This is a genomic window from Entomohabitans teleogrylli (genome assembly GCF_001484765.1).
In the GTDB taxonomy this organism is placed as follows: domain Bacteria; phylum Pseudomonadota; class Gammaproteobacteria; order Enterobacterales; family Enterobacteriaceae; genus Entomohabitans; species Entomohabitans teleogrylli.
In genome coordinates this window covers 611,011-633,537 of record NZ_KQ947376.1, presented here as the reverse complement: position 1 = coordinate 633,537, position 22,527 = coordinate 611,011, and the positions used below count along the sequence as shown (strand labels likewise).

Genomic DNA, 22,527 nt, shown 5'->3' with positions numbered 1-22,527 from the left:
GCAAAAACACCGCTCAGACCCAAAGGCCAGGCGCTGCTGAAAAATCCTGGTGTTGTTTGGGCGTCGGTAATGGTTTTTATGTTTGATTTTGATTTCAGGGTGTGCCTCAGCAGATAGTCTCAGGGCGTTATGCCGGACTGCCGGAAAAATAGGGCGCTGGCATGTCAATTTTTTGTTGCGCAAGTTAACCTTATTTATTTGCAAGCTCTTTTCATTGAGATCACATCTGTTTTTATTTTGTTATATAGCAGGTGGCGATTTTTATAATAATAAATATTAACTAAACCAGTCGTGTAAATTTTTAATAAGAACTTACACCTAAGAATTTTCTATTTGTCCGGAATTGAAGTTAGGTAAAATTTGAACATCTGGTCAGGAATGATGATAAGGTTTTTGCCATCAAGCGGAACTTAAATTTACCACCAGGTCATCGGCATATAAACAGATTATTACTGTGCCTGTATCCTGGCGTCAAAGGAGACTAATAATGACTTTGCATCCCGATAATAACCCTCAGGAATGTAATGAATTAAAGGTAGTTCTTATCACGCATGATAGTTTTTTCGCGCTGGCGGTGGAACACGTACTGAATTCATTGATGCCTGAGATTTTATCCCGACGCTCTGATTTTTGTAATCTGATTCATTATAAAAATTTGTTCGACATGGACGTCACTACTGTCTCCCGGGGTGAGAAAGTGTTGGTTATTACTGATTATGATGTACGTATGGACAGCAATCTGCATATTTTAGATGTAATGAAAAATATGGCTATTTTTCAGTCGGTTATGCTGGTTACCGATCGCCGTGAAATGGTATTCGACCCCCGTTACTGTCTACATAAAGACATGCCGATAGAAAATATAAAAAGAAAATTGCTGGATTTTATTGTTAAAGCCATTAACAATGAACATGATAATAATAAAGCGCTTTTCTCAGATTTCACCAGTCGGGAACGTGAAATCATTCGCCTGATTCTGAAAGGAAAACGCATTAATGATATTGCCCAGAAATTACAGCTAAGCCCTAAAACCGTTTATACCCATCGCGCCAGAGTGTTTAGTAAATTAGGTGTTCATAGCCTGCAGGGGATGCATAGTTTACAGCAGGGAACAGGAGGGGGAGTAAATTTAAACTTCCAGAACGGGACTTGATTATATAGCTGGCGAGATATTTATTCGCGTATTATTCCCCCTGCGGGCGACCAATTTTTCCTTAAATAAAAGCGCCAGGCATTTGATTCGTGATTAATAAATCCAGGGGGGACGTCTTCGATGACAGGATACTACCCCAGCTGGCGTTCGGGATACTTGCCTTTGATAACACCATCATAAAAACGCCCTTTGGACACCACCCGCAGGAAGTCGTGGAATACCCGTTCCGGGACCTGGCGATATTCCCAGAGGCTTTTATCGAGAAAATAGACCTCCAGAGTGCTGGTTCTGGGGTTGTAAGCAACAGAAGCGATTCGCGATGATTTGACCGGCTGGTGGCGCATCGGCAGTTTTCCATAGTGGATGAGCAGGGTAGCGATAATCATCCACTATGGATATTCGCTGGCGCAATATGCTGCTGATAACTTTTTTACAGCGTAATACCGGAAAAGGACATAAAGCCCAGCGACATCAGGCCCGCGGTCATAAACACACTGCCGAGCCCTTTCAGTCCGTCGGGCATTTTCGAATATTTCATCTTCTCTCTGATGCCTGCCATGGCGACAATCGCCAGCAACCACCCCAGTCCACATCCGGTGCCGTAAGTGAACGATTCGCTGAATGTGTATTCGCGCTGGACCATAAAAATGGTCGCGCCAAAGATAGCGCAATGAATCGTCAGCAGGGGAAGAAAGGCGCCCAGCGCATGGTGTAACGCCGGCATAAACCGATCGGTGACCATTTCGAGGATCTGAACCAGCGCCGCCAGTACGCCAATAAAGGTGATGAAATCAAGAAAGCTGAGATCGACGCCATCAATCAGGGCATTTTCACGCAGTACCAAAGTATAAATGAGATTGTTCACCGGGGTGGCAATGGCCAGTAGGGCCGTAACGGTAAGTCCAAGCCGGAAAGCAGTATCAATCTTTTTTGAGATGGCAAGGAAAGTGCACATACCAAGGAAAAAATTTAACGCCATATTTTCGACGAAGACGGCCCGAATAAAAATATTCAGGTGGTTTTCGAACACATTCATCTCCTCTTTTGGTTGTAACAATTTATATCTAAATTTTATTGTTTGTAACCGACTGGCGTAAGTGTCGATGTTGCAGGGCGTGATCGGGATAACTAAATTTCGGTTTTTATAGCGGTAATAGCTCGATAAAAGCGATTTAAATTTGAGCGAATTGCATCGTAAGCCGGAGATCGGGCTGTTGTGCCGAAGGCGTCTGGTACGGAAGAACGAGGCAGAGGTGGCGACAGGGCTGGTGAAGCGGCAATATTCCGGGAAAGAATGCTGGTCACGTACAGTGACCAGCATCAACCTTGTTTACGGCGGGTTATTCACTGGCGGTTTTTTCCGCTTTACCGGCCAGTTGCGCCAGGAAGTCGTAGCGTTTTTGCAGATCGGCAGCGGCGTCCTGCCACAACTGCTGGGCCACTTCCGGCTGTTGCGCGTTCAGACGGCGGAAGCGTTGCTCATTCATCAGCGTATCGGCCAGCGCGTCGGATGGCGGCCGGGAATCCAGCGCCAGCGGCAGTTTGCCCTCATCGGCGCGGCGCGGATCGAAGCGATACAGCGGCCAGAAGCCGGTGGCGGTGAGCTGGCGCATCTGATCGTGGCTGAACGCCAGATCGTAACCGTGCTCTTCGCAGGGGCTGTAGGCGATAATCAGCGATGGTCCCGGATAAGCCTCGGCTTCCTGAATCGCCTTCACCGTCTGGTTAAGCTGGGCGCCGAGAGAGATCTGTGCAACGTAGACATGGCCATACATCATCATACTGACGCCAAGATCTTTACGCGCTTTACGCTTACCGTGTTCGCCGAATTTAGTGACTGCGCCTAATGGCGTCGCCTTGGAGGCCTGGCCGCCGGTGTTGGAATAGCACTGGGTATCCAGCACCAGCACATTGACGTTTTCCGTCAGGCTCAGTACGTGGTCGAGACCGCCGAAACCGATATCATATGCCCAGCCGTCGCCGCCGATCAGCCAGATAGATTTATCCACCAGCGCATCGGCGTCAGCCAGCAACTGGCGGGCGAGCGGATCCTGCGATGTCGCCAGATGCTGGCGCAGGGCGCTGATTTGCTGGCGGCGCTGTTCGACCGGCGCATCAGCGCGCAGTTGTTCCGGCAGACCGGGCGGCAACTGCGAAGCGCAGTGTTCCAGCAGGCGCAGCACCCGCTGGCGTTGCTGGTCGACGCTCAGACGGAAGCCAAGACCAAACTCGGCATTATCTTCAAACAGCGAGTTAGCCCATGCCGGGCCGCGACCGTTCACATCGGTGGTATACGGAGTGGAGGGCAGATTGCCGCCATAAATCGACGAACAGCCGGTGGCATTGGCAATCAGCATCCGATCGCCGTACAACTGGGTCAGCAGTTTAATGTACGGCGTTTCACCGCAGCCGGAGCAGGCGCCGGAATATTCAAACAGCGGAGTAATCAGTTGGGAGGTACGAATATCAATGCGTTCAATACTGCTGCGATCGATCTCCGGCAGGCTGAGGAAGAAGTCGTAATTCTCTTTTTCCTCTTCCACATGTTCGAGGCGCGACATCATGTTAATGGCTTTAATATCCGGGTTCTGGCGGTCTTTGGCCGGACAGACCTCGACGCACAGATTACAGCCGGTGCAGTCTTCTGGCGCCACCTGCAGGACATATTTCTGGCCGCGCATATCCCGGGACTTAACGTCCAGCGATTGTAGCGCTGACGGCGCGTCTGCCATTGCCTCCGGCGCCACGACTTTGGCGCGTATGGCGGCATGGGGGCAGGCGGCGACGCAGTGGTTACACTGGGTACAGAGCGGCGCTTTCCAGACCGGGATCTCTTCGGCGATATTGCGTTTTTCCCAGCGGGTGGTGCCCATCGGCCAGGTGCCGTCCGGCGGCAGCGCCGATACCGGCAGCGCGTCGCCGAGGCCGGCCAGCATCGCGGCGGTGACGGTTTTCACGAAGTCGGGGGCGGCATCGGAAACCACCGGCGGGCGATGGTGGCTGTCGTCGCTGACGGGCTGTAACGGGACGGCGGACAACTGTTCGCGGGCCATCGCCAGCGCCTGCCAGTTGCGCTCCACCAGCTCCTGGCCTTTGCTGCTGTAACTTCTGGCGATGGCCCCCTGTAGCTCCTGCAGGGCGCTGTCGCCGGGCAGGATCTGCGTCAGATGGAAAAACGCCATCTGCATCACGGTGTTGATTCTGGCGCCCAGTCCGCATTCGCGGGCAATCCTGGCGGCATTGATCACATACAGGCGCGCCTGGCGGTTATTGAGCTCCCCCTGAACTTCCTGAGGAAGACGCGACCAGACTTCATCCGGCGCATAGGGGGTATTGAGCAGGAAAATACCGCCGGGTTTCAGGCGTTCCGCCATCGGGTATTTGTCGATGAACTGTAACTGGTGGCAGCCGACAAAATCAGCCTGATCGACCAGGTATGCGCTGTTAATCGGGTGTTCGCTGATGCGCAGGTGGGAAACCGTCAGGCCGCCGGCCTTTTTCGAATCGTAAACAAAATATCCCTGGGCATACCACGGGGTGGCATTGCCGATGATTTTAATGTTGTTTTTGGTGGCGGATACGCTGCCGTCGCTCCCCAGTCCGTAGAACAGCGCTTCCAGCCGGGCGCGGGATGGCAGGGTGTTTGCCGGCATCGCCAGCGACAGGTTGGTGACATCATCATAGATGCCGACCGTGAAGCGCGGCTGCGGTTGCGGCTGCGCCAGTTCCTGGAATACCGCCAGCACGCAGGCCGGACCAAACTCTTTAGAAGACAGTCCGTAGCGACCGCCGATAACCCGCGGCATCACTTCCCGCTCGCCGCGGCTGAACGCCTCCGCCAGCGCGGTCATGACATCAAGATACAGCGGCTCAGCCAGCGCTCCGGGCTCTTTCGTTCGATCAAGCACCGCCACCGTGCGTACCGGGTCCGGCAGCGCTTCCAGCAGATGACGAGCCGAGAAGGGGCGGTAGAGGCGCACTTTCAGGAGGCCGACTTTTTCCCCGCGCTCCAGCAGGTGATCGACCACCTCCTCAGCGGTTCCCTGGGCGGAACCCATCAGCACAATCACCCGTTCCGCCTGCGGATGGCCATAGTATTCAAAAGGACGGTACTGGCGGCCGGTGGCGGCGGCGAAATCGTTCATCGCCTGTTCAACATGCGGGTAAACGGCGTTATACCATGGGTTCGTGGCCTCCCGGGACTGAAAGTAAGTATCCGGGTTGGCGGAGGTACCGCGAATCACCGGATGCTCCGGGTTCAGCGCCCGGGCGCGATGGGCGTCGATCTCCGGCTGCGGCATCAGTTCAAGAAGGGTGTCGTCCGCCAGCGGGGCAATTTTGTTGATCTCGTGGGAGGTACGGAAGCCGTCAAAGAAATGGATAAATGGCACCCGACTTTTCAGGGTGGCGATGTGTGAAATCAGCGCGAAATCCTGAGCTTCCTGGACGCTGCCGGCGCACAGCATCGCGCAGCCGGTCTGGCGGACCGCCATCACATCGGAATGGTCGCCAAATATCGACAGGGCGTGGGTGGCGACAGTGCGCGCCGCCACGTGGAGGACAAACGGCGTTAACTGCCCGGCCAGTTTGTACAGCGTGGGGATCATCAGCAACAGTCCCTGCGATGAAGTAAACGATGTTGACAGCGCACCGGTTTGCAGGGCGCCATGAACGGCGGCGATGGCGCCAGCCTCCGACTGCATTTCCACGACCCGCGGGACATCGCCCCAGATGTTTTTCAGGCCGTCACCAGACCAGGCATCGGCCTGTTCCGCCATCGTGGAACTTGGTGTAATCGGGTAAATGGCAATCACTTCACTGGTGCGAAACGCCACAGAAGCGACCGCGCCATTGCCGTCGATAGTAATCATAAGACACCCTTACATTGCACAAATTTAAAAAAGGCCCATTGGCTTACGCTGAGCCCTGAAATAATCAACCTGACCTGAACTCATTTTAGCAAAGGGGAATTAAGGGGATTTTCGCTTTTGTGTGATGATCGCGGGCGCCGGGAGCAGACAGAATTCCGCCGGGTGGTATTTTTGCCTGATTTTTTGCCGTTTCGGCGGCATACGCCAGAGAGTTATCCCGCTAAATCGATGTATGCATTCTACCCGTTATCTGCCTGTTATATGATGAAGATATTATAATTTATACGTGACACTGTCACAGTGCGTGGTATTCAGGATGAGAATGATCATAAAAATGTGTTTCAGTGCATAAATAATCGCTGCCTTGCCCTCGACGCCTGCCGCCACGCTGGCCTATGATGCATAAGTTTTGCTGTTTTTTGTTTTCAGAGGAGAGGATGCCATGCGCGCAGGTTTTTTTGTTGGATGTGTCGCACTGTTATTAACTGCCTGTAGTAGTGAACCGCCTCAGCAGGCGACGGCCGCTCATGTGGCGCCGGGGCTCAGGGCGGTAATGTCCAGCCAGGGAGAGGCGAATTGCGCGATGGTGGGGGGAACACCGAGCGTGGCCCGGCAACTGGACGGTACGGCAACCGGGATGTGCGCATTGCCCAACGGCAAGCGCTGCAGTGAAAACGCGCTTGCCGCCGGAGCCTGCGGGAGTTACTGAACCAGGTCCTGCAGTTTATATACCAGAGTATGTTGACCGTTTTGCAGAGTCAGGCTTTGCTGTGCAAGACTGATGGTCGCACCGTTAGTCAATAGCTCGCCGATCACCTGATCCAGTTGATTGAGCTGCGGGTCAGCGCACAGCATCCGGGTGCTGGCCATTCCGGCGACGGTCAACTGGTTACCGGCCAGGGCGCCCTGGCCGGTGAAGCGGTTACACATGCTGCCGGAAACGTGCATATTTTCGCCAAAACTGATTTCTGGTTTGTTCCCCTGAGGGGTCGCCAGCGCAGCGCCGTTGACGCTTTCCAGAACAAAGCGGTGGTGCTGCAACTGCTGCGCCGTCACCGCTGAGGGTGAACCGGATTGAGCACATCCGCTCAGGGCGACTGAGGCAAGCATTAACGCGGCCAGTTTTTTCATCACTTCTCCATAAGATATTGATATCGTCAATGTATCATGCCGAGTGTGGCAGCCACCCGGCGGGATGTCTTGAGGTTTATTCCTAAAACTCAGACCAGTGCGTTCGGGCAATCGCTGCCGCTTTCCAGTTGGCGCAGGTTTTGCAGCGTAATTTCCGAAATATTGATCAGCGCCTCGGCGGTCAGGAAAGCCTGATGCCCGGTAAACAGCACGTTATGGCAGGCGGACAGGCGGCGGAAGACATCGTCCTGGATGACATCGTTGGACTTGTCCTCAAAGAACAGGTCGCGCTCATTTTCATACACGTCCATGCCCAGCGCGCCGATTTTCTGGGTTTTCAGCGCCTCGATCGCCGCCTGGGAATCGATTAATCCGCCGCGGCTGGTATTGATGATCATGACGCCGTCTTTCATCTGTGCGAAGGCGTCGCGATTTAACAGGTGGTAATTGTCTTTGGTGAGCGGGCAGTGCAGTGAAATCACATCGGACTCGCCAAACAGCGTCGGCAAATCGACGTATTCCACGCCAATATCCAGCGCTGCGGCGCTCGGGTAAGGATCAAACGCCAGCAGACGCATGCCAAAACCTTTCAGGATGCGCAGCGCCGCGACGCCGATTTTCCCGGTGCCGATGACCCCGGCGGTCTTACCGTGCATGGTAAACCCGGTTAACCCTTCCAGCGAGAAGTTAGCGTCGCGGGTACGCTGATAGGCGCGATGGATGCGACGGTTCAGGCACATCATCATGCCGATGGCATGTTCCGCCACCGCTTCCGGCGAATAAGCCGGCACGCGCACTACCCGCAGCCCCAGCTCTCTGGCGGCATCAAGATCGACGTTATTAAAGCCGGCGCAGCGCAGGGCAATGAATTTCACCCCCTGTTTTTGCAACTCTTCCAGCACCGGGCGACTGGCGTCATCGTTGACGAAAATACACACCCCCTCACAGCCGTGAGCGGTTTTGGCGGTTTTTTCGCTTAACAGAAAGTCAAAAAACTCTAATTCAAAGCCATAATCCTGGTTAACATGCTCAAGATATTTTTTGTCGTAGCTTTTTGTACTGTATATCGCCAGTTTCATAAGACTTTCTCCAGTTATTTTGTTATCAAATTAGCACTCGTAAAAATTTCTGGCAATTTCTAAAAATTTATTTAATCCATCACCCATGATGATTAATTTTAGGTCAACTACGCTTAGAAGCAGGTGGCAACTTCACCCGATGAGGCAAACGTGCCACAATGTGGCCTTTGTCCGGCTTAACTCATTGCTGAATCAGGATATTCCCTGCCCATGAAGGGTAAATATAAAGCCGCTATTGCGCTACTGCTGATTGTGATTTTGTTGCCGCTGGCGCTGGTGGTGACGCTGGGATACTGGCTGCCCGGGCTGGCGGGGCTGTGGCTCCCCCAGGGAACGCGTATCGCGCTGGACAGCAGCCCGCGTCTGTCGCTGCGCCAGGTGGTATTCCCCGACCTTCGCTATCTGGCCGGGGACTGTGAGCTGGCGAAGGTCACCGACGCTACCCTGAGCCGTCCCAGCCGCTGGCAGCTCCGGGTCGCTAAGCTGACACTGAATACAGACTGCTTTGCTCAATTACCTTCCGGCGCCGATGACGGTACGGCGCCGCGCACTCTGGCGCAATGGCAGAGTATGCTGCCGCGTAGCTGGGTGCGCATCGACCGCCTGGAGATCGCGCCGTGGCAGGAGTATGCCGGCGCGCTCAACCTGGCGCTTTCCGAACAACGCCAGCAGATAAACTACCAGGGGGAGAAGCTGACCCTGGAAGCGCAACTGCATGCCCGGGCGCTGACCATCAGGACACTTAATATTAGCCTGCTGGCGGGACAAGAGCCGGTCAGTCTCGCCGGGGACCTCACTTTGCCGCTGGTACCGGATGGATTACCAGTGGCAGGTAAAGTTTACGGGCAACTGCATATTCCGCAGCAGCCGCAACTGGTGGACCTTGAACTGGAATGGCAGCGCAACCGCGGCCAGTTGATTATCGGCAGTCCCGATACTCCGGACCCCTTGCTGGATCTCCCGTGGACGGTCAGCGCCGATCGTCTGGAAATCAGCGATGGTCGCTGGAGCTGGCCGTATGAAGCGCTGCCCCTCAGCGGACGTTTAGGGGTCAGAGTGGATAACTGGCAACAGGGGCTCGAGCTGGCGCAAATTAGCGGACGTCTGAATGTGTTGACTCAGGGCGACGCCGGGAAGGGTAACGCGGTACTCAGCTTCGGCCCGGGTAAGCTGAGCCTGACCGACAGCGAGCTGCCTCTGCAACTGTCCGGGGAAGCCAAAGAGCAGCAGCTTACCTTCTATGCCACGCTGTTCGCCGATCTGCGTGGATCGCTGGCCGACCCGCAACTGATCTTTAAGCCCGGATCTCTGTTGCGTTCGCGGGGTAAAGTCATTGATACCCTCAATATTGATGAAGTGCGCTGGCCGCTGGCTGGCGTGCGGGTGAATCAGAACGGTATCAATGGCCGGTTACAGGCGATTCTGCGCGCTCACGAGAACCAACTGGGGGCTTTTGAACTCCATCTTGACGGTCAGGCGCGGGATTTCCTGCCGGACAGCGGCCTGTGGCAGTGGCGCTACTGGGGGAAAGGACGTTTTGCGCCGATGCAGGCCGACTGGGATGTGGCGGGCAAAGGGCAGTGGCAGGATCAGACAATTGAGCTGAGCGCGCTGTCCACCGGTTTCAATCGGCTGCAGTACGGTTCAATGACCGTCGACAGCCCGCGACTGGCGCTGGAAGCGCCGCTACGCTGGCAGCGGGATGCGGCGCAGCCATTGTTCAGCGGCGCGCTGTCGCTGGATGCCGGGGAAACCCGCTTTACCGGCGGCAGCGTGCTGCCGCCCTCAACGCTGAAGTTCAGCGTTCAGGGACGCGATCCGGGCTTTTTCCAGTTCAAAGGCGCGCTGAATGCCGACCAGATTGGTCCGGTTCGGGTCCATGGCCGCTGGGACAGCGAGCGACTGCGCGGTGAAGCGTGGTGGCCGCGCCAGACACTATCAGTCTTTCAACCGCTGCTACCCGCAGACTGGAAGATGGATCTTAATGACGGCACGTTTTACGCTCAGGTGGCGTTTTCCGCCGCGGCCGGGCAGGGTTTTGAGGCCGGCGGCCACGGGGTGGTGAAAGACGGTAGCGTCTGGATGCCGGACAATTCGGTGAGCGGGGTCGATTTTATTCTGCCATTCCGCTTCAGCGACGGGACCTGGCATCTCGGCACCCGCGGTCCGGTAAGCCTGAAAGTGGCGGAAATTCGCAGTCAGGCGGTGGCGAAGAATCTGACCCTGCAGCTTGAGGGCTGGTATCCGTGGAGCGAATCGCAGCCGCTGCTGCTCAGCGATGTCAGCGTCGATGTACTGGGCGGCAGGATCCGTATGCAGCAGTTGCGGATGCCCCAGCGCGACGCCGCTCTGCTGCGGCTGGAGAATATCTCCTCCAGCGAGCTTATCAGCGCCATTAATCCCAAACAGTTCACCCTTTCGGGGCGGATTAACGGCGCGCTGCCGCTATGGCTCGATAACCCGCAGTGGATTATCAAAGACGGCTGGCTGACCAGTCCGGGGCCGCTGACGCTGCGGCTGGATAAAGACATGGCCGACGCTATCGTGCGGGACAATATTGCGGCGGGGGCGGCGATAAACTGGCTGCGCTATATGGAGATATCCCGCTCCTGGACCACGATTAATCTGGATAATCTCGGCATGCTGACCATGACGGCATCACTGCAGGGCACCAGCCACGTTGCAGGGAAAAGTAATACGGTGAAGCTGAATTACCGGCACCAGGAGAATTTGTTCATGCTGTGGCGCAGTCTGCGCTTTGGTGACAATTTACAGTCGTGGCTTGAACAGCATATGGCATTACCGGGCGGGCGCTGTCTGACCGCCGGCGAAGGATGTGAGGAACAAAAATGAAATCACCAATCGCTGTCCTGATGGCAGCAGGCGCGCTGGGGCTGGCGGGCTGTACGCCGCGTATTGAAGTGGCGGCGCCGAAAGAGCCGATCACCATCAATATGAATGTGAAAATTGAGCATGAGATTAGCGTCAAGGTGGATAAGGACGTGGAGACACTGCTCAAAAACCGCAGCGACCTGTTTTAAGCGGAGGGGCGGATGAACAGACTGTTAACAGCGCTGGTGCTGGGCGCGCTTCTGGTGAGCGGCGGCGCCCGGGCGCTGACTCTCGGCGATGCCCGCCAGCAGGGGCGGGTTGGCGAAACGCTTTCCGGATACCTGGCGCCGCTGCGTCAGGACGCGGAAACCCTGGCGCTGGTGGAGCAAATCAACGCCGCCCGGGCGCAACACTACCGGCAACTGGCGCAACAAAACAATATTTCAGTGGATGACGTGGCGAAGCTGGCCGGGCAAAAGCTGGTGGAACGCGCCGCGCCGGGTGAGTATGTGCGCGGCATTAACGGCCAGTGGCTGAAAAAATAGCTACTGGTGGCGTTTACGGTACTCGCCAGGGGAAACGCCGAAACGCTGGCGAAAGGCGGTTGAGAAGTGGCTGTGATCGGTAAACCCCCAGCGCCAGGCAATGGCGGCTAGTTTCTCCTCCGGGCTGGCGTCGCGCAGCGCGCGGGCGCAAAAATCGAGACGGCGATGCTTAATGTACTGCGCCACCACCAGCCCGTTTTCGGCAAACATACGGTACAGGCTGCGCACTGACATGCCGGACTCGCTGGCGATCCACTCCGGGCGCAACTGCTCCGACTGAATCTGCTCATCGATCAGCGCCATCACCTGTTGAAACAGGCGTTCGCGGCGGCTGACGGGCAGGTCGCGCGCCTGAATCGCCGGGCGCAGCAGGCAGATCACTGCTTCCAGCGCCGCTTCTCTTTCTTGCGCGGTCAGCGTGGTATCGCGCAGGCTCTCCGCCAGTAATTGATGGCTGAGCCTGATTACCGCCAGACTGCCGCTCAATCGCCGGGCGCAGGCGACACTGCGGCAGGGTTGCTCGAAAGCCGCTCGCGGCAGCAGCAGCGAAATCTGCTGCGCCGGCTGCTGCCAGGTGAATGAACAGGGGCGGGCGGCGTCAATCAGGGTGAGATCGCCGGGGCGCAGCAGCGCCTGTTGGCCTTCCTGCTCCATCACCGCCTCTCCGGCCAGTTGAAAAACCGTATAAAACCAGTCGCCAGCGTGCTGGCGCACTTCCCGGGCGCTGCGATACAGATTGGCGGCGCTGACCGTCACGGTACTGAGTTTTAACTGGCCGGCCTGATACTCTTCCAGGTCACCGTGAAACGGGCCTGCCAGCGGGCGTGCGGCAAACGGGCCGCAGGCGCGATTGATATGGCTGAGCCAGCTTGCGAAGTCGTTTTGTTGTATCAGATTCACGACTCTCTCCTGTACAGGACTGTTGTTATAATATTGTTACATGATGGGCGCGCGGGGCAAGCGCGACAGCGCTAAGGATAAGAAATGCATATCAATAGTGCTTCGCTGTCGCGGTATTAACGGCGCATTCCATCGGCAGATGAAAAACAAAAGGTATAAATAAACGGCGCCTTTCGCTATAGCCTGCCGTCGCGCAGAATCGATTTTTGCGGCAGCGATCAACAACGGGCGGGAATTTATTTTCCTGTTCTCTGCAAAAAATATTTCCGGGGCGGGTAGCGCCCACCCCGGAAGCGGTTACTGGCGATAAATTAACGGGCTACCAGCACTGAACATTTAGCGTGGCGCACCACTGCGGCGGCGTTTGACCCCAGTAAATAAGTGGAAATTCCCGGGCGGTGGGAGGCAATAATAATCAAATCGGCGTGAATGACATCCGCCAGCTTAAGTATTTCATCTTTTGGTGAACCACTGACAATATGCTTTTCAGTCTGCTCAGGCGTCAGGTTGAATTTTTTAATAATTTCATCGAGTTGAGCAAGGGCTTCGGTTCTGAATTTTTCTTTATCCGGCTTTTCTCCCGAATAACCGAGGCCCATCGCGGCATAATACGGGAAGGTCGGAATCACCGTCAGAAAATGAACGCGCGCAGAATTCTCCAGGCCAGCCTGTAATTCGACGTGGGAGGTAACCTGTTCGTTTAAGGCGGCATCAGAAATATCGATCGGTACCAGAATCGTGCGATACATAAAAACCTCCTGTCTGTCCGTTTAAGCGCTTATATGTAGTGTAGTGACGATGGGTAACTTATATAAAGTGACGGGATTCAAATTTATGCCATACCTCTGGGTAATAAACCGCGTTGAGTTCAAACTTTATGATTTTTCCCGGATGGCAGGTCGGTGGTTTTTAACGCGCGGACTGTCACGCCTGGCAAAATGATTGTCACGCAGCCGAAAATCGCCGCTGCCGCGCCGGCGTAGACTACCCTTTCTACGGGTTACCCGGTAATAAGGAGCAGTTATGTCACAAACACAGGTCACCGTACTGGACAGCGTGCGGCGCTTCCTCGATCGCCGCCATGGTCTCTACATTGGCGGTGCGTGGCAGGAATCGGACTGCGCGGATCGTCTGGATATTTTTAACCCCGCTGATGGACAGCCGCTGGCCAGTAGCGCCGACGCCAGCGCCAGCGATGTCGATCGCGCCGTGACTTCCGCCTGGCAGGCGTTCAGCGCCGGCGTGTGGGCAAATTGTCTGCCCGCGGAAAGAGAACGCATTTTGCTTCATTTTGCCACGCTGGTGGAACAGCACGGCGAAGAACTGGCGCAACTGGAAACTCTCGAGCAGGGCAAATCGATTGCCATTTCGCGGGCTTTTGAGCTGGGCTGTACCCTGAACTGGATGCGCTATGCCGCAGGCCTGTCGACCAAAATCACCGGCCAGACCCTTGATTTGTCGATACCGCTGCCCGCGGGCGCCCGCTACCAGGCCTGGACCCGCAAAGAGCCCGTCGGGGTGGTGGCCGGTATTGTGCCGTGGAACTTCCCGCTGATGATCGGGATGTGGAAAATCATGCCGGCGCTGGCGGCGGGCTGTTCAATAGTGATAAAGCCTTCGGAAACCACGCCGCTGACCCTGTTGCGCATTGCCGAGCTGGCGAGCGAAGCCGGCATTCCTGATGGGGTGCTGAACGTGGTGACCGGGCGCGGCAGCGTCTGCGGCGCGGCGTTGGTCAGCCATCCACGGGTGGCGAAAATCAGCTTTACCGGATCGACGGCGACCGGTAAACAGATTGCCCGCGGCGCGGCGGACCGGCTAACCCGGCTGACCCTTGAACTGGGGGGGAAAAATCCGGCGCTGGTGCTGAAAGATGCCGATCCGCAGCAGGTAATTGAAGGGTTGATGACCGGCAGCTTTCTTAACCAGGGTCAGGTGTGCGCCGCCAGTTCGCGCATTTATATTGAAGCGCCGCTTTTTGACACCCTGGTCAGCGGTTTTGAACAGGCGGTCAAAGGGTTGAAAGTCGGCGCGGGTATGGATCCGGCGCACCACATTAACCCACTGGTCTCCCGCGGGCATCAGCAAAAGGTGGCTGAATTTCTGCACGATGCGCAGCAGCGCGGCGCGCAGTTGATTGCCGGCGATACCGGGCCGGATAACGGCGGCTACTATATTGCGCCCACGCTGGTGGTGAATCCCGATCCCACGCTGCGTCTGTACCGGGAAGAGGTCTTCGGCCCGGTGGTGAGCCTGATTCGCGTCGACGATGCTGAACAAGGTCTGGCGCTGGCCAATGACAGCGATTACGGGCTGACCGCCAGCGTCTGGACGCAAAGTCTGGCGCAGGCGATGGAATATACCCGGCGCCTGCAGGCGGGGACGGTATGGGTCAACAGCCATACGCTGATTGACGCCAATCTGCCCTTCGGCGGGCTTAAGCAGTCTGGCACCGGTCGTGATTTCGGCCCCGACTGGCTGGACGCCTACTGTGAAACCAAGTCGGTCTGCGTCAGATTTTAAGCTCCCGCGCCGGCTAACGGACGTAATACTGGCAAGCGACAAGGCCCAAAAATCGATTTTTTGGGCCTTATCATTTTTGGGGTGTTTACCGGCTGGCGACGCTAACGTGCCGGCTGTCTACAACCGTACGGCAAACAGCAATCCGTTATGCGCCCCGTTGCGGGGCGCGGGGGGTTATTTCTCCGCCGGACGTCCTGACAGATTCAGGGTCGGGGTTTCATCAAAGAAGTTCCACGGCTTTAGCAGCGCGTGTACCCATTCGGTCGGCATGATCGGCCACTCTTCGGCGCGCGCCACGTGAGTGGTCCCGGTGGTCATCCACACCACGGTATCGCTGTTTTCCAGCGTCTGGTTATCCTTCACATAGCGGCCTAACCCGGTGTCATGGGTGGAGCGGTTCGGGTATTTCCCTTCCGGGTACTGTTCATCCGGACTGTAGCGGGTAACCCACAGCTGTTTATCCATAAAGCTCAGCCGGTGGTAAATCCACTCGTCCGGCGCGAACTGCGCCCCGGTTGCAACCGGGTGGGTTCCGCCGGCATAAGGAATTAACTGGTAGGCTACCGGGTAGCCCATGCGGTTCTCTTTGCCCGGATTGGCAAGTAGCCGAATGGTGCCGGGATCGAATTTCTGCGCCGCCTGCTGTTCGCTGGTGATCGGGTAGCGCTTTAACTGCATGGTGCTGGTGCGCGGTCCGCCGCGGGTATTGGGCTCCACGACCGGGTCCATGGCCAGCAGGCTGTTATTGACGCCGTCGACATCCAGATCGAGGCGGAAGTTATAAATATGCTGGTGGGTGGTGCCGACAATATTATGGTCGATCAGCGTACCGTAGCGGGTATCCTCCCGAGCGCTGGGGTCGTGGATGGTTTTGGCCTGAACCCCTTTCACCGCTTCGATTCCGGTCGCCCCGGCGTCAATGCCGATAGTGCCGTTCTGGTGGAATACCCAGTCAAAGATATAGTCATAGTTGCCGATGGTGCTGATCCAGCGCACCACCAGTTCGCGGCGTTCGGCGCTGACGTTCGGCTGGCCCAGTTCCTGGTGCTTATACTCCGGGCCGGCATAACGTTCGAAAATAGCTATCGCTCGCGGAATGGTGGTCGGCTTGCCGCTGTAATCGGCGATGGTTTCATCCAGCAACACGGCGTTTTCCGGCGCATCTTTCCCTCTGGCGATCGATGAGGTCAGTGTGCCCATGCCGTAATCGCCGGAATCGAGATAGGCTTTAAAGTACCAGCCGATATCGGGATCGCCATAGGGGACAATCATCCCGCCCAGCGATCCTTCGTACATCACCTGGCGTTTTTTAGCGCCGTCGTTCCAGGTAACGGTGGAGAGCATCGGCCCCACCCGGGAGTGCAGGCGCAGATGGAACTCCCAGTTTTGCCAGCGGATGGTATCGCCGCTGATAGTGTAGTTTTTCCCCTCAGGCTCGATAATATTCAGCGGCTTAATGGCCGGGGCGGTGCGATCGCGGCCATCCCAGGGGCGCGGGGGGAGGGGCACCGGGATCACCGGACCTTCTTCGATTTTGATGATTTTCTGCTGCTGAAGATCGACCACCGCCACCAGGTTTTCGATCGGATGCGCCCAGTAGTTGCCGTCGCCGACATCCAGATAGCTGACCACCTTGAGTAGCCGCTGGTTTTGTTTCAGCCCGTCTTTGCCGTCGAAATACCCGACAGTGAGCGGCGTAGTGATCACTTTTTGCGGATCGTTGATACCGTGTTTCTTCAGGGCGGCGGCGAAGTCGCTGCTGCTGGTAATGATTTTCTGTACGCTGACGAAATCGTCAAGCAATACCATGCCGTGGGCGCCGTCGATCGGTGTCCATGAAAGAACCTGGTTGCTGTCCAGATCCACCACGCTTTCGATAACGTGGACATCGTCAAGCATGATGACCTCGGCTTTGCGCGATGCGCTGACCGGTTTTCCTTCCAGCACAAAGGCCCAGACCGCAGCTTTCGGCGGTTCATGGAGGGATATTTCGCTAAAGCGCAGGCCGGGCTTAAACTGCGGCGCGTTTTTAACCGCCTGTACCGCGCGCTGGATCTCGTCGGCGTTCAGGCCGTTCAGGGGATGTGGCGTTTTCTCCACCTGAAACGTCTGATCCAGCCCGGACTGGAATACCTCGTTGATAAACCCTTCGTCAATCCACGCGCGGTTTTCTTTCATCACCACCGGCACTGTCAGCGGCAGGGCTTTACCGTTCACCATCGCGGTTTGGGCGCCGGGTTTCACTTTCACATAAGCGCCGTCTTTGACAATCGTGAACATTTGTGCGTAGTCATCCCACTGAATATCGGCTCCGAATGCCTGCAGGGTTTTTTCCATCGGCACCAGATGCGTTTCACCGCCGTGGGCCAGCGCATCGGGTTGCCAGATAAAAGCCGCCAGAGCCAGCGCCAGCGCGGTTTTACCCGCCGGGCGAACAGGTTGTTTTCCCATTGTAGACCTCTGCTGTTAGGTGGTTGTCGACGGCGTTGGCGCCGTACTTTTTATGCGCTACCACCATAGCAACGCACAGAAGAAGCCGGTTTGTCTGGTTCTGCCAGGTGGTTTGTCAGGTTTGCCATGTTGAGTGGCGGCCATAAAAAAGCGGATATTCCCGTCGGGGAATATCCGCTGCGCCGCTGCCTGCTCAGGCCGGGTAGTCCCCCTCGCGGCGGGCGACCAGCGTCAGAATGGAATATTGCGCCACCGTCTGCTGGTGCTGATTGGTGACGTCCACCGACCATTCCACCACGCCGGTGGGGATATCCTCGGGGGATTTCTGCGCTTTAACGGTTTTGCGCTTACAGGTCAGCCGCGCCCGAATAGTATCGCCAGGTTTCACGGGTTCAATGAAGCGCAGATTTTCCAGACCATAGTTGGCGATGACCGGCCCGGGAGCGGCATCCACGAACAGCCCGGCGGCGGCGGAAAGCACGAAATATCCGTGCATCACCCGCTCGCCAAACAGCGATTCCGCCGCGGCAATCTTATCCATATGGGCATAGAAATAGTCGCCGCTCAGGCCGGCGAAATTGACAATGTCCGCTTCGGTCATGGTGCGGCGGGCGGTCAGCAGGCTGTCGCCGGGCTGCAATTGTTCAAAGTACTTGCGGAACGGATGTAGCGCCTCTTCGTGGACCTGGGCGCCGCGTACCCACTGCTGGCTGATAGCCGCCAGCATCGTCGGGCTACCCTGAATCGCCGTGCGCTGGAGATAGTGCTTCACTGCCCGCAGTCCGCCCAGCTCCTCGCCGCCGCCGGCGCGGCCCGGTCCGCCGTGTACCAGTTGCGGCAGCGGCGAGCCGTGGCCGGTGGATTCAACGGCGGACTGTTCATTGAGGATCTGGATGCGCCCGTGAGCGCGCGCCGCGCCGAGGATAAAGGCGCGGGCGGTTTCCCGGCAGGCGGTGACCAGGGTGCCGGCAAGGCTCCCCTGGCCGGCGCGGGCCAGCGCCATGGCATGCTCGCTGTCCCGGTAGGGCATCAGCGTGGCGACCGGACCAAAGGCTTCCAGCTCATGCACTGCCGCCACTTCATCCGGCTGCGGGCAGAACAGTAAGGTGGGCGGAAAGAAAGCGCCGGCCTGGGTGCTGTCGGCCTGTCCGCCGAGCAGCGCCTGGCAGCCGGCCGCCAGCAGGGCATTGACTTTTTGCTGTACGTCCTCGCGCTGGGCGACGCTGACCAGCGCGCCCATTTTCACGCCTTCCCGGGACGGGTCGCCGTAGCGTACCGCGCTCAGCCGGGCGATCAGCGCCTGCTTCACGGCGCTCACCATCGCCTCCGGCACCATAATGCGCCGGATAGCGGTGCATTTCTGCCCGGCTTTGGCGGTCATTTCGCGCACCACTTCGCGGATGAAGAGCGCAAATTCCGGTCGATCTTCTGTGACATCCTGCCCGAGCACGCAGCAGTTCAGGGAGTCGGCTTCCATGGTAAAGGGGATCGATCGCGCCACGATAGTGGGGTGGCAGCGCAACTTCTGGCCGGTAGCGGCGGAACCGGTAAAGGTGACCACGTCCTGCTCATCCAGATGGCTTAACAGATCGCCGGCGCCGCCGCAGATCAGGCTAATCGCGCCTTCCGGCGCCAGCCCGCTGTCGACAATCGATTGCACCATCGCCTGGGTAAGCTGGGCGCTGGCGGTACCGGGCTTGATGATGGCCGGCATGCCAGCCAGCCAGGTGGGCGCCAGTTTTTCCAGCATTCCCCAGCAGGGAAAATTAAACGCGTTGATATGTACCGCGACGCCGGATTTTGAGGTCAGGACGTGGCGGGCGGCAAATCCCCCCTGTTTCGATAGCGTAATCAGTTCATCTTCCGGCCACAGCGTGTCGTCCGGCAGTTCGCGATTGCCCATCCCGGCATAGGCAAACAGGGTGCCGATTCCGCCCTCAATATCCACCCAACTGTCGGCGCGGGTGGCGCCGGTCTGGGCCGAAATAGCATAAAAACGCTCTTTATCCGCCAGCAAATGCTTCGCTACGGCTTTCAGCATCGCGGCGCGCTGGATAAAGGTCATGGCGCGCAGCGCGCTACCACCCTGAGTGATGGCATAGCGCCGGGCGTCCGCCATGTTCAGCCCTTCACTGGTGACTTCCCAGAGCGCTTCACCACTTACAGCGTGATGGATCAGCCTTTCGCCGCCGCGGCCATACTGCCATGTACCGCTGAGATAACTCGCTAACTGCTGCATTTTCCACCTCGTCTATAGCTACATTAATTTTCATGAATTGTTATTTTATGAATCACTAAAATCAAGATTAATTTTAATATTTTATTAACAATGATGGATGCTTGGTTTGTTTGCTTATAAATAATTGACTGTTTTGTAAGTGATTTGTGATATTTGCTGTGAATGTGGTCACATAAACAACGCTGATAATTTGTCTTTTTTGTTAACTTATCTGTAACTTTTAAATCATGTTGTGATTCGTTTTTTATCTAAAATAATATTTTAAGGAATCATAAAGGTGATGCCGTGAGTGATGAACAACAACGCCATTTTGAAAACCGGGTTGCCCGGGAGGTAGCCATTGAACCGCAGGACTGGATGCCCGACGCCTACCGCAACACGCTGATTCGCCAGATTGGCCAGCATGCTCATTCGGAAGTGGTGGGGATGTTGCCGGAGGGGAACTGGTTAACCCGGGCGCCGACCCTGCGCCGTAAGGCGATTTTGCTGGCCAAAGTACAGGATGAGGCCGGCCACGGACTGTACCTGTACAGCGCGGCGGAAACCCTGGGCTGCACCCGGGAAGACATCTACCAAAAGATGCTTGAGGGAAAGATGAAGTATTCCTCGATCTTCAATTACCCGACGCTGACCTGGGCCGATATTCCGGTGATTGGCTGGCTGGTGGACGGCGCGGCCATCGTTAACCAGGTGGCGCTGTGTCGCACCTCGTACGGCCCTTACGCCAGGGCGATGGTGAAAATTTGTAAGGAAGAGAGTTTCCATCAGCGCCAGGGCTATGAAGCCTGTATCGCGCTGGCTAACGGGAGCGCAGAGCAGCGCCAGATGCTGCAGGACGCCATCAACCGCTTCTGGTGGCCGGCGCTAATGATGTTCGGCCCCAACGATGACAACTCGCCCAATAGCGCGCGCAGTATGGCGTGGAAAATCAAGCGCCATTCCAACGATGAACTGCGCCAGCGCTTTGTCGACAACACCGTTCCTCAGGTCGAGGCGCTGGGGATGACGGTACCGGATAGCGATCTGGTCCGGGATGAAGAGACCGGTCATTACCGCTTCGGCGCTATCGACTGGCAGGAATTTAACGACGTGGTGGCCGGGCGCGGGATCTGCAATGAAGAGCGGCTGGCGGCTAAGCGTAAAGCCTGGGAAGCCGGGGCGTGGGTGCGTGAAGCGGCGCTCGCGTATGCCGAAAAACAACGGGCCCGGAATGCGGCCTGATAAGGAGTGAATATGAGCAAAGTGTACTGGCCGCTGTACGAAGTTTTCGTGCGCAATAAACAAGGGTTAGCGCACCGTCACGTTGGCAGTCTGCACGCCGCCGACGATAGCATGGCGCTGGAAAATGCCCGCGACGCCTATACCCGGCGTAACGAAGGGTGCTCCATTTGGGTGGTGAAGGCCAGCGAGATTGTCGCCTCCCAGCCGGAAGACCGCGGCGCGTTTTTCGACCCCGCCGAGAGCAAGATCTATCGCCACCCGACTTTTTACACCATCCCCGATGGCATTGAGCACATGTGAGGTACGCCGTGACCGAGATGAATCCCGTCGCCCGCTGGAGTTTACGGATCGGCGATAACAGTCTGGTGCTGTCACAGCGCCTGTGCGCCTGGTGCGGCCATGCGCCGGAGCTGGAAATCGATCTGGCGCTGGCCAATATTGGCCTCGATCTGCTCGGCCAGGCGCGCCACTTACTGAGCCATGCGGCGCAACTGGCCGGCGGCGAGCTGGACGAAGATCGGCTGGCGTTTGGCCGCGATGAGCGCCAGTTCAGCAACCTGTTGCTGGTGGAACAGCCCAACGGCGAATTCAGCGATACCCTGGTGCGCCAGTATCTGTTCGACGCCTGGCACCTGGCGATGTATCGCCGCCTGGTCCACAGCCGCGATCCGCAACTGGCGGCTATTGCCGCGAAGGCGCTGAAAGAGGTGCGCTACCACCTGCGTTTCAGCCGTGGCTGGCTGGTGCGGCTGGGCAACGGCACCGCGCTGTCGCAGCAAAAAATGCAGCAGGCGGTTAACCAACTGTGGCGCTTTACCGCCGAGCTGTTCAGCGCCGACGCGCTGGATATTGAACTGGCGGAGCAGGGCATCGCGGTGGATCCGCGCACCCTGCGCGGCGAATGGCTGGCGGAAGTACGCGACGGGATGGCGCAAGCCTCTCTGACGCAGCCGGAACAGACGCCATACCGCACCGGCGGCAAACAGGGGCTGCACAGCGAACATCTTGGGCCGCTACTGGCGGAGATGCAGTTTGTTCAGCGCGCTTATCCCGGCCAGCAGTGGTAACGAGGTGGTTATGACGACATGCCGTGTAGCGCCGCAATCCCACGAGGTCGTGGCGGTGTGGAAATTGCTCGCCACCATCAGCGATCCGGAAATCCCGGTACTGACGATTACCGACCTCGGCATGGTGCGCTATGTTCGCCAGCAGTCCCGGGGCTGGGAGATTGGTTTTACGCCGACCTATTCCGGCTGCCCGGCGACTGAATACCTGTTGACGGCGATACGCGACACGCTGTCTGAGCAGGGCTATGTGCCGGTGACTATCGCCCTGTGCCTCGACCCTGCGTGGACCACCGACTGGATGACGCCGGACGCCCGGCGGCGCCTGCGCGAATACGGCATCAGCCCGCCGCAGGGTCATAGCTGCCATGCGGCAGCGGCGCCGGAGGTCAGTTGCCCGCGCTGCGGCAGTCGCCACACCACGCTGATTAGCGAATTTGGCTCCACGGCCTGTAAGGCGCTATACCGCTGCGACAGCTGCCGTGAACCCTTTGACTATTTCAAATGTATCTGAGGTT

19 protein-coding genes are annotated in these 22,527 nt (G+C 57.2%); 10 read left to right on the top strand and 9 right to left on the bottom strand.

The features are described 5' to 3' along the window. Window positions 1–487 precede the first annotated feature (487 nt). Complete coding sequence (locus tag AQ981_RS02895; protein ID WP_058910232.1) at window positions 488–1,153, top strand: helix-turn-helix domain-containing protein; 666 nt, start codon at window positions 488–490, stop codon at window positions 1,151–1,153. A gap of 131 nt (window positions 1,154–1,284) precedes the next feature. On the opposite strand, the gene AQ981_RS02890 is transcribed toward AQ981_RS02895, so the two are convergent. The 3 genes from AQ981_RS02890 to nifJ all read right to left on the bottom strand — a co-directional run bounded on the left by AQ981_RS02890 (window position 1,285) and on the right by nifJ (window position 6,024). Continuing rightward, complete coding sequence (locus tag AQ981_RS02890) at window positions 1,285–1,497, bottom strand: KTSC domain-containing protein (protein ID WP_058910334.1); 213 nt, start codon at window positions 1,495–1,497, stop codon at window positions 1,285–1,287. Between the two features lie 86 nt (window positions 1,498–1,583). Next, complete coding sequence (gene nqrE, locus AQ981_RS02885) at window positions 1,584–2,189, bottom strand: NADH:ubiquinone reductase (Na(+)-transporting) subunit E (protein WP_058910231.1); 606 nt, start codon at window positions 2,187–2,189, stop codon at window positions 1,584–1,586. 304 nt (window positions 2,190–2,493) lie between these two features. After that, window positions 2,494–6,024, bottom strand: a complete 3,531-nt coding sequence (gene nifJ, locus AQ981_RS02880; protein WP_058910230.1) for a pyruvate:ferredoxin (flavodoxin) oxidoreductase — start codon at window positions 6,022–6,024, stop codon at window positions 2,494–2,496. Between the two features lie 442 nt (window positions 6,025–6,466). On the opposite strand from nifJ, the gene AQ981_RS02875 reads away from it, so the two are divergent. Continuing rightward, a complete protein-coding gene (locus AQ981_RS02875; RefSeq protein ID WP_058910229.1) occupies window positions 6,467–6,733 on the top strand; it encodes a putative hemolysin in 267 nt (88 codons plus the stop codon). Here the strand turns inward: AQ981_RS02875 and hslJ are convergent. Together hslJ and AQ981_RS02865 are read right to left on the bottom strand one after the other, a co-directional pair. Continuing rightward, complete coding sequence (gene hslJ, locus AQ981_RS02870) at window positions 6,727–7,155, bottom strand: heat shock protein HslJ (protein WP_058910228.1); 429 nt, start codon at window positions 7,153–7,155, stop codon at window positions 6,727–6,729. The genes AQ981_RS02875 and hslJ overlap by 7 nt on opposite strands. A gap of 89 nt (window positions 7,156–7,244) precedes the next feature. Beyond that, complete coding sequence (locus AQ981_RS02865; protein ID WP_058910227.1) at window positions 7,245–8,234, bottom strand: 2-hydroxyacid dehydrogenase; 990 nt, start codon at window positions 8,232–8,234, stop codon at window positions 7,245–7,247. 210 nt (window positions 8,235–8,444) lie between these two features. On the opposite strand from AQ981_RS02865, the gene AQ981_RS02860 reads away from it, so the two are divergent. From AQ981_RS02860 to AQ981_RS02850, 3 genes are read left to right on the top strand one after another with little or no spacing between them, the layout of a single operon-like run. Further along, on the top strand, window positions 8,445–11,087 hold the full coding sequence (locus AQ981_RS02860; protein WP_058910226.1) for a YdbH family protein: 2,643 nt from the start codon (window positions 8,445–8,447) through the stop codon (window positions 11,085–11,087). Then, a complete protein-coding gene (locus AQ981_RS02855; protein ID WP_058910225.1) occupies window positions 11,084–11,275 on the top strand; it encodes a YnbE family lipoprotein in 192 nt (63 codons plus the stop codon). The genes AQ981_RS02860 and AQ981_RS02855 overlap by 4 nt, the downstream gene beginning before the upstream one ends. Window positions 11,276–11,287: 12 nt before the next feature. Further along, window positions 11,288–11,611, top strand: coding sequence for a YdbL family probable chaperone protein (locus AQ981_RS02850; RefSeq protein WP_058910224.1), 324 nt, complete (start codon window positions 11,288–11,290; stop codon window positions 11,609–11,611). Here AQ981_RS02850 and feaR read toward each other — a convergent pair whose 3' ends face one another. Both feaR and uspF read right to left on the bottom strand, forming a co-directional pair. Further along, window positions 11,612–12,511: a transcriptional regulator FeaR gene (gene feaR, locus AQ981_RS02845; RefSeq protein ID WP_058910223.1), complete on the bottom strand. Its 900-nt coding sequence runs from the start codon at window positions 12,509–12,511 to the stop codon at window positions 11,612–11,614. A 311-nt stretch (window positions 12,512–12,822) separates the two neighbouring features. Beyond that, window positions 12,823–13,260 carry a universal stress protein UspF gene (uspF, locus tag AQ981_RS02840; RefSeq protein ID WP_058910222.1) on the bottom strand — a complete coding sequence of 146 codons (438 nt, stop codon included), beginning with the start codon at window positions 13,258–13,260 and terminating at the stop codon, window positions 12,823–12,825. Window positions 13,261–13,534: 274 nt separating this feature from the next. Between uspF and AQ981_RS02835 the strand changes: the two genes are divergently transcribed. Continuing rightward, a complete protein-coding gene (locus AQ981_RS02835; RefSeq protein ID WP_058910221.1) occupies window positions 13,535–15,034 on the top strand; it encodes an aldehyde dehydrogenase family protein in 1,500 nt (499 codons plus the stop codon). A gap of 174 nt (window positions 15,035–15,208) precedes the next feature. Here AQ981_RS02835 and tynA read toward each other — a convergent pair whose 3' ends face one another. Both tynA and paaZ read right to left on the bottom strand, forming a co-directional pair. Then, window positions 15,209–17,485, bottom strand: a complete 2,277-nt coding sequence (gene tynA, locus AQ981_RS02830; RefSeq protein WP_058910220.1) for a primary-amine oxidase — start codon at window positions 17,483–17,485, stop codon at window positions 15,209–15,211. Window positions 17,486–17,678: 193 nt separating this feature from the next. Then, window positions 17,679–19,724 carry a phenylacetic acid degradation bifunctional protein PaaZ gene (gene paaZ, locus AQ981_RS02825; protein WP_058910219.1) on the bottom strand — a complete coding sequence of 682 codons (2,046 nt, stop codon included), beginning with the start codon at window positions 19,722–19,724 and terminating at the stop codon, window positions 17,679–17,681. A 285-nt stretch (window positions 19,725–20,009) separates the two neighbouring features. Between paaZ and paaA the strand changes: the two genes are divergently transcribed. From paaA to paaD, 4 genes are read left to right on the top strand one after another with little or no spacing between them, the layout of a single operon-like run. After that, window positions 20,010–20,945 carry a 1,2-phenylacetyl-CoA epoxidase subunit PaaA gene (gene paaA / locus AQ981_RS02820; RefSeq protein WP_058910218.1) on the top strand — a complete coding sequence of 312 codons (936 nt, stop codon included), beginning with the start codon at window positions 20,010–20,012 and terminating at the stop codon, window positions 20,943–20,945. Window positions 20,946–20,957: 12 nt separating this feature from the next. After that, complete coding sequence (gene paaB / locus AQ981_RS02815; RefSeq protein ID WP_058910217.1) at window positions 20,958–21,245, top strand: 1,2-phenylacetyl-CoA epoxidase subunit PaaB; 288 nt, start codon at window positions 20,958–20,960, stop codon at window positions 21,243–21,245. 17 nt (window positions 21,246–21,262) lie between these two features. Next, window positions 21,263–22,012 carry a 1,2-phenylacetyl-CoA epoxidase subunit PaaC gene (gene paaC, locus AQ981_RS02810; protein WP_058910216.1) on the top strand — a complete coding sequence of 250 codons (750 nt, stop codon included), beginning with the start codon at window positions 21,263–21,265 and terminating at the stop codon, window positions 22,010–22,012. Between the two features lie 10 nt (window positions 22,013–22,022). Then, window positions 22,023–22,523, top strand: coding sequence for a 1,2-phenylacetyl-CoA epoxidase subunit PaaD (gene paaD / locus AQ981_RS02805; protein ID WP_058910333.1), 501 nt, complete (start codon window positions 22,023–22,025; stop codon window positions 22,521–22,523). Window positions 22,524–22,527: the final 4 nt, after the last annotated feature.

Bases quoted from the DNA above. Each gene is read 5' to 3' on its own strand.
- paaD (WP_058910333.1), top strand. From the start codon at position 22,023: ATGACGACATGCCGTGTAGCGCCGCAATCCCACGAGGTCGTGGCGGTG.
- AQ981_RS02835 (WP_058910221.1), top strand. From the start codon at position 13,535: ATGTCACAAACACAGGTCACCGTACTGGACAGCGTGCGGCGCTTCCTC.
- AQ981_RS02865 (WP_058910227.1), bottom strand. From the start codon at position 8,234: ATGAAACTGGCGATATACAGTACAAAAAGCTACGACAAAAAATATCTT.
- AQ981_RS02850 (WP_058910224.1), top strand. From the start codon at position 11,288: ATGAACAGACTGTTAACAGCGCTGGTGCTGGGCGCGCTTCTGGTGAGC.
- nifJ (WP_058910230.1), bottom strand. From the start codon at position 6,024: ATGATTACTATCGACGGCAATGGCGCGGTCGCTTCTGTGGCGTTTCGC.
- AQ981_RS02875 (WP_058910229.1), top strand. From the start codon at position 6,467: ATGCGCGCAGGTTTTTTTGTTGGATGTGTCGCACTGTTATTAACTGCC.
- tynA (WP_058910220.1), bottom strand. From the start codon at position 17,485: ATGGGAAAACAACCTGTTCGCCCGGCGGGTAAAACCGCGCTGGCGCTG.
- hslJ (WP_058910228.1), bottom strand. From the start codon at position 7,155: ATGAAAAAACTGGCCGCGTTAATGCTTGCCTCAGTCGCCCTGAGCGGA.
- uspF (WP_058910222.1), bottom strand. From the start codon at position 13,260: ATGTATCGCACGATTCTGGTACCGATCGATATTTCTGATGCCGCCTTA.
- paaC (WP_058910216.1), top strand. From the start codon at position 21,263: ATGAATCCCGTCGCCCGCTGGAGTTTACGGATCGGCGATAACAGTCTG.
- AQ981_RS02890 (WP_058910334.1), bottom strand. From the start codon at position 1,497: ATGCGCCACCAGCCGGTCAAATCATCGCGAATCGCTTCTGTTGCTTAC.
- nqrE (WP_058910231.1), bottom strand. From the start codon at position 2,189: ATGAATGTGTTCGAAAACCACCTGAATATTTTTATTCGGGCCGTCTTC.
- AQ981_RS02895 (WP_058910232.1), top strand. From the start codon at position 488: ATGACTTTGCATCCCGATAATAACCCTCAGGAATGTAATGAATTAAAG.
- AQ981_RS02860 (WP_058910226.1), top strand. From the start codon at position 8,445: ATGAAGGGTAAATATAAAGCCGCTATTGCGCTACTGCTGATTGTGATT.
- paaB (WP_058910217.1), top strand. From the start codon at position 20,958: ATGAGCAAAGTGTACTGGCCGCTGTACGAAGTTTTCGTGCGCAATAAA.
- paaZ (WP_058910219.1), bottom strand. From the start codon at position 19,724: ATGCAGCAGTTAGCGAGTTATCTCAGCGGTACATGGCAGTATGGCCGC.
- AQ981_RS02855 (WP_058910225.1), top strand. From the start codon at position 11,084: ATGAAATCACCAATCGCTGTCCTGATGGCAGCAGGCGCGCTGGGGCTG.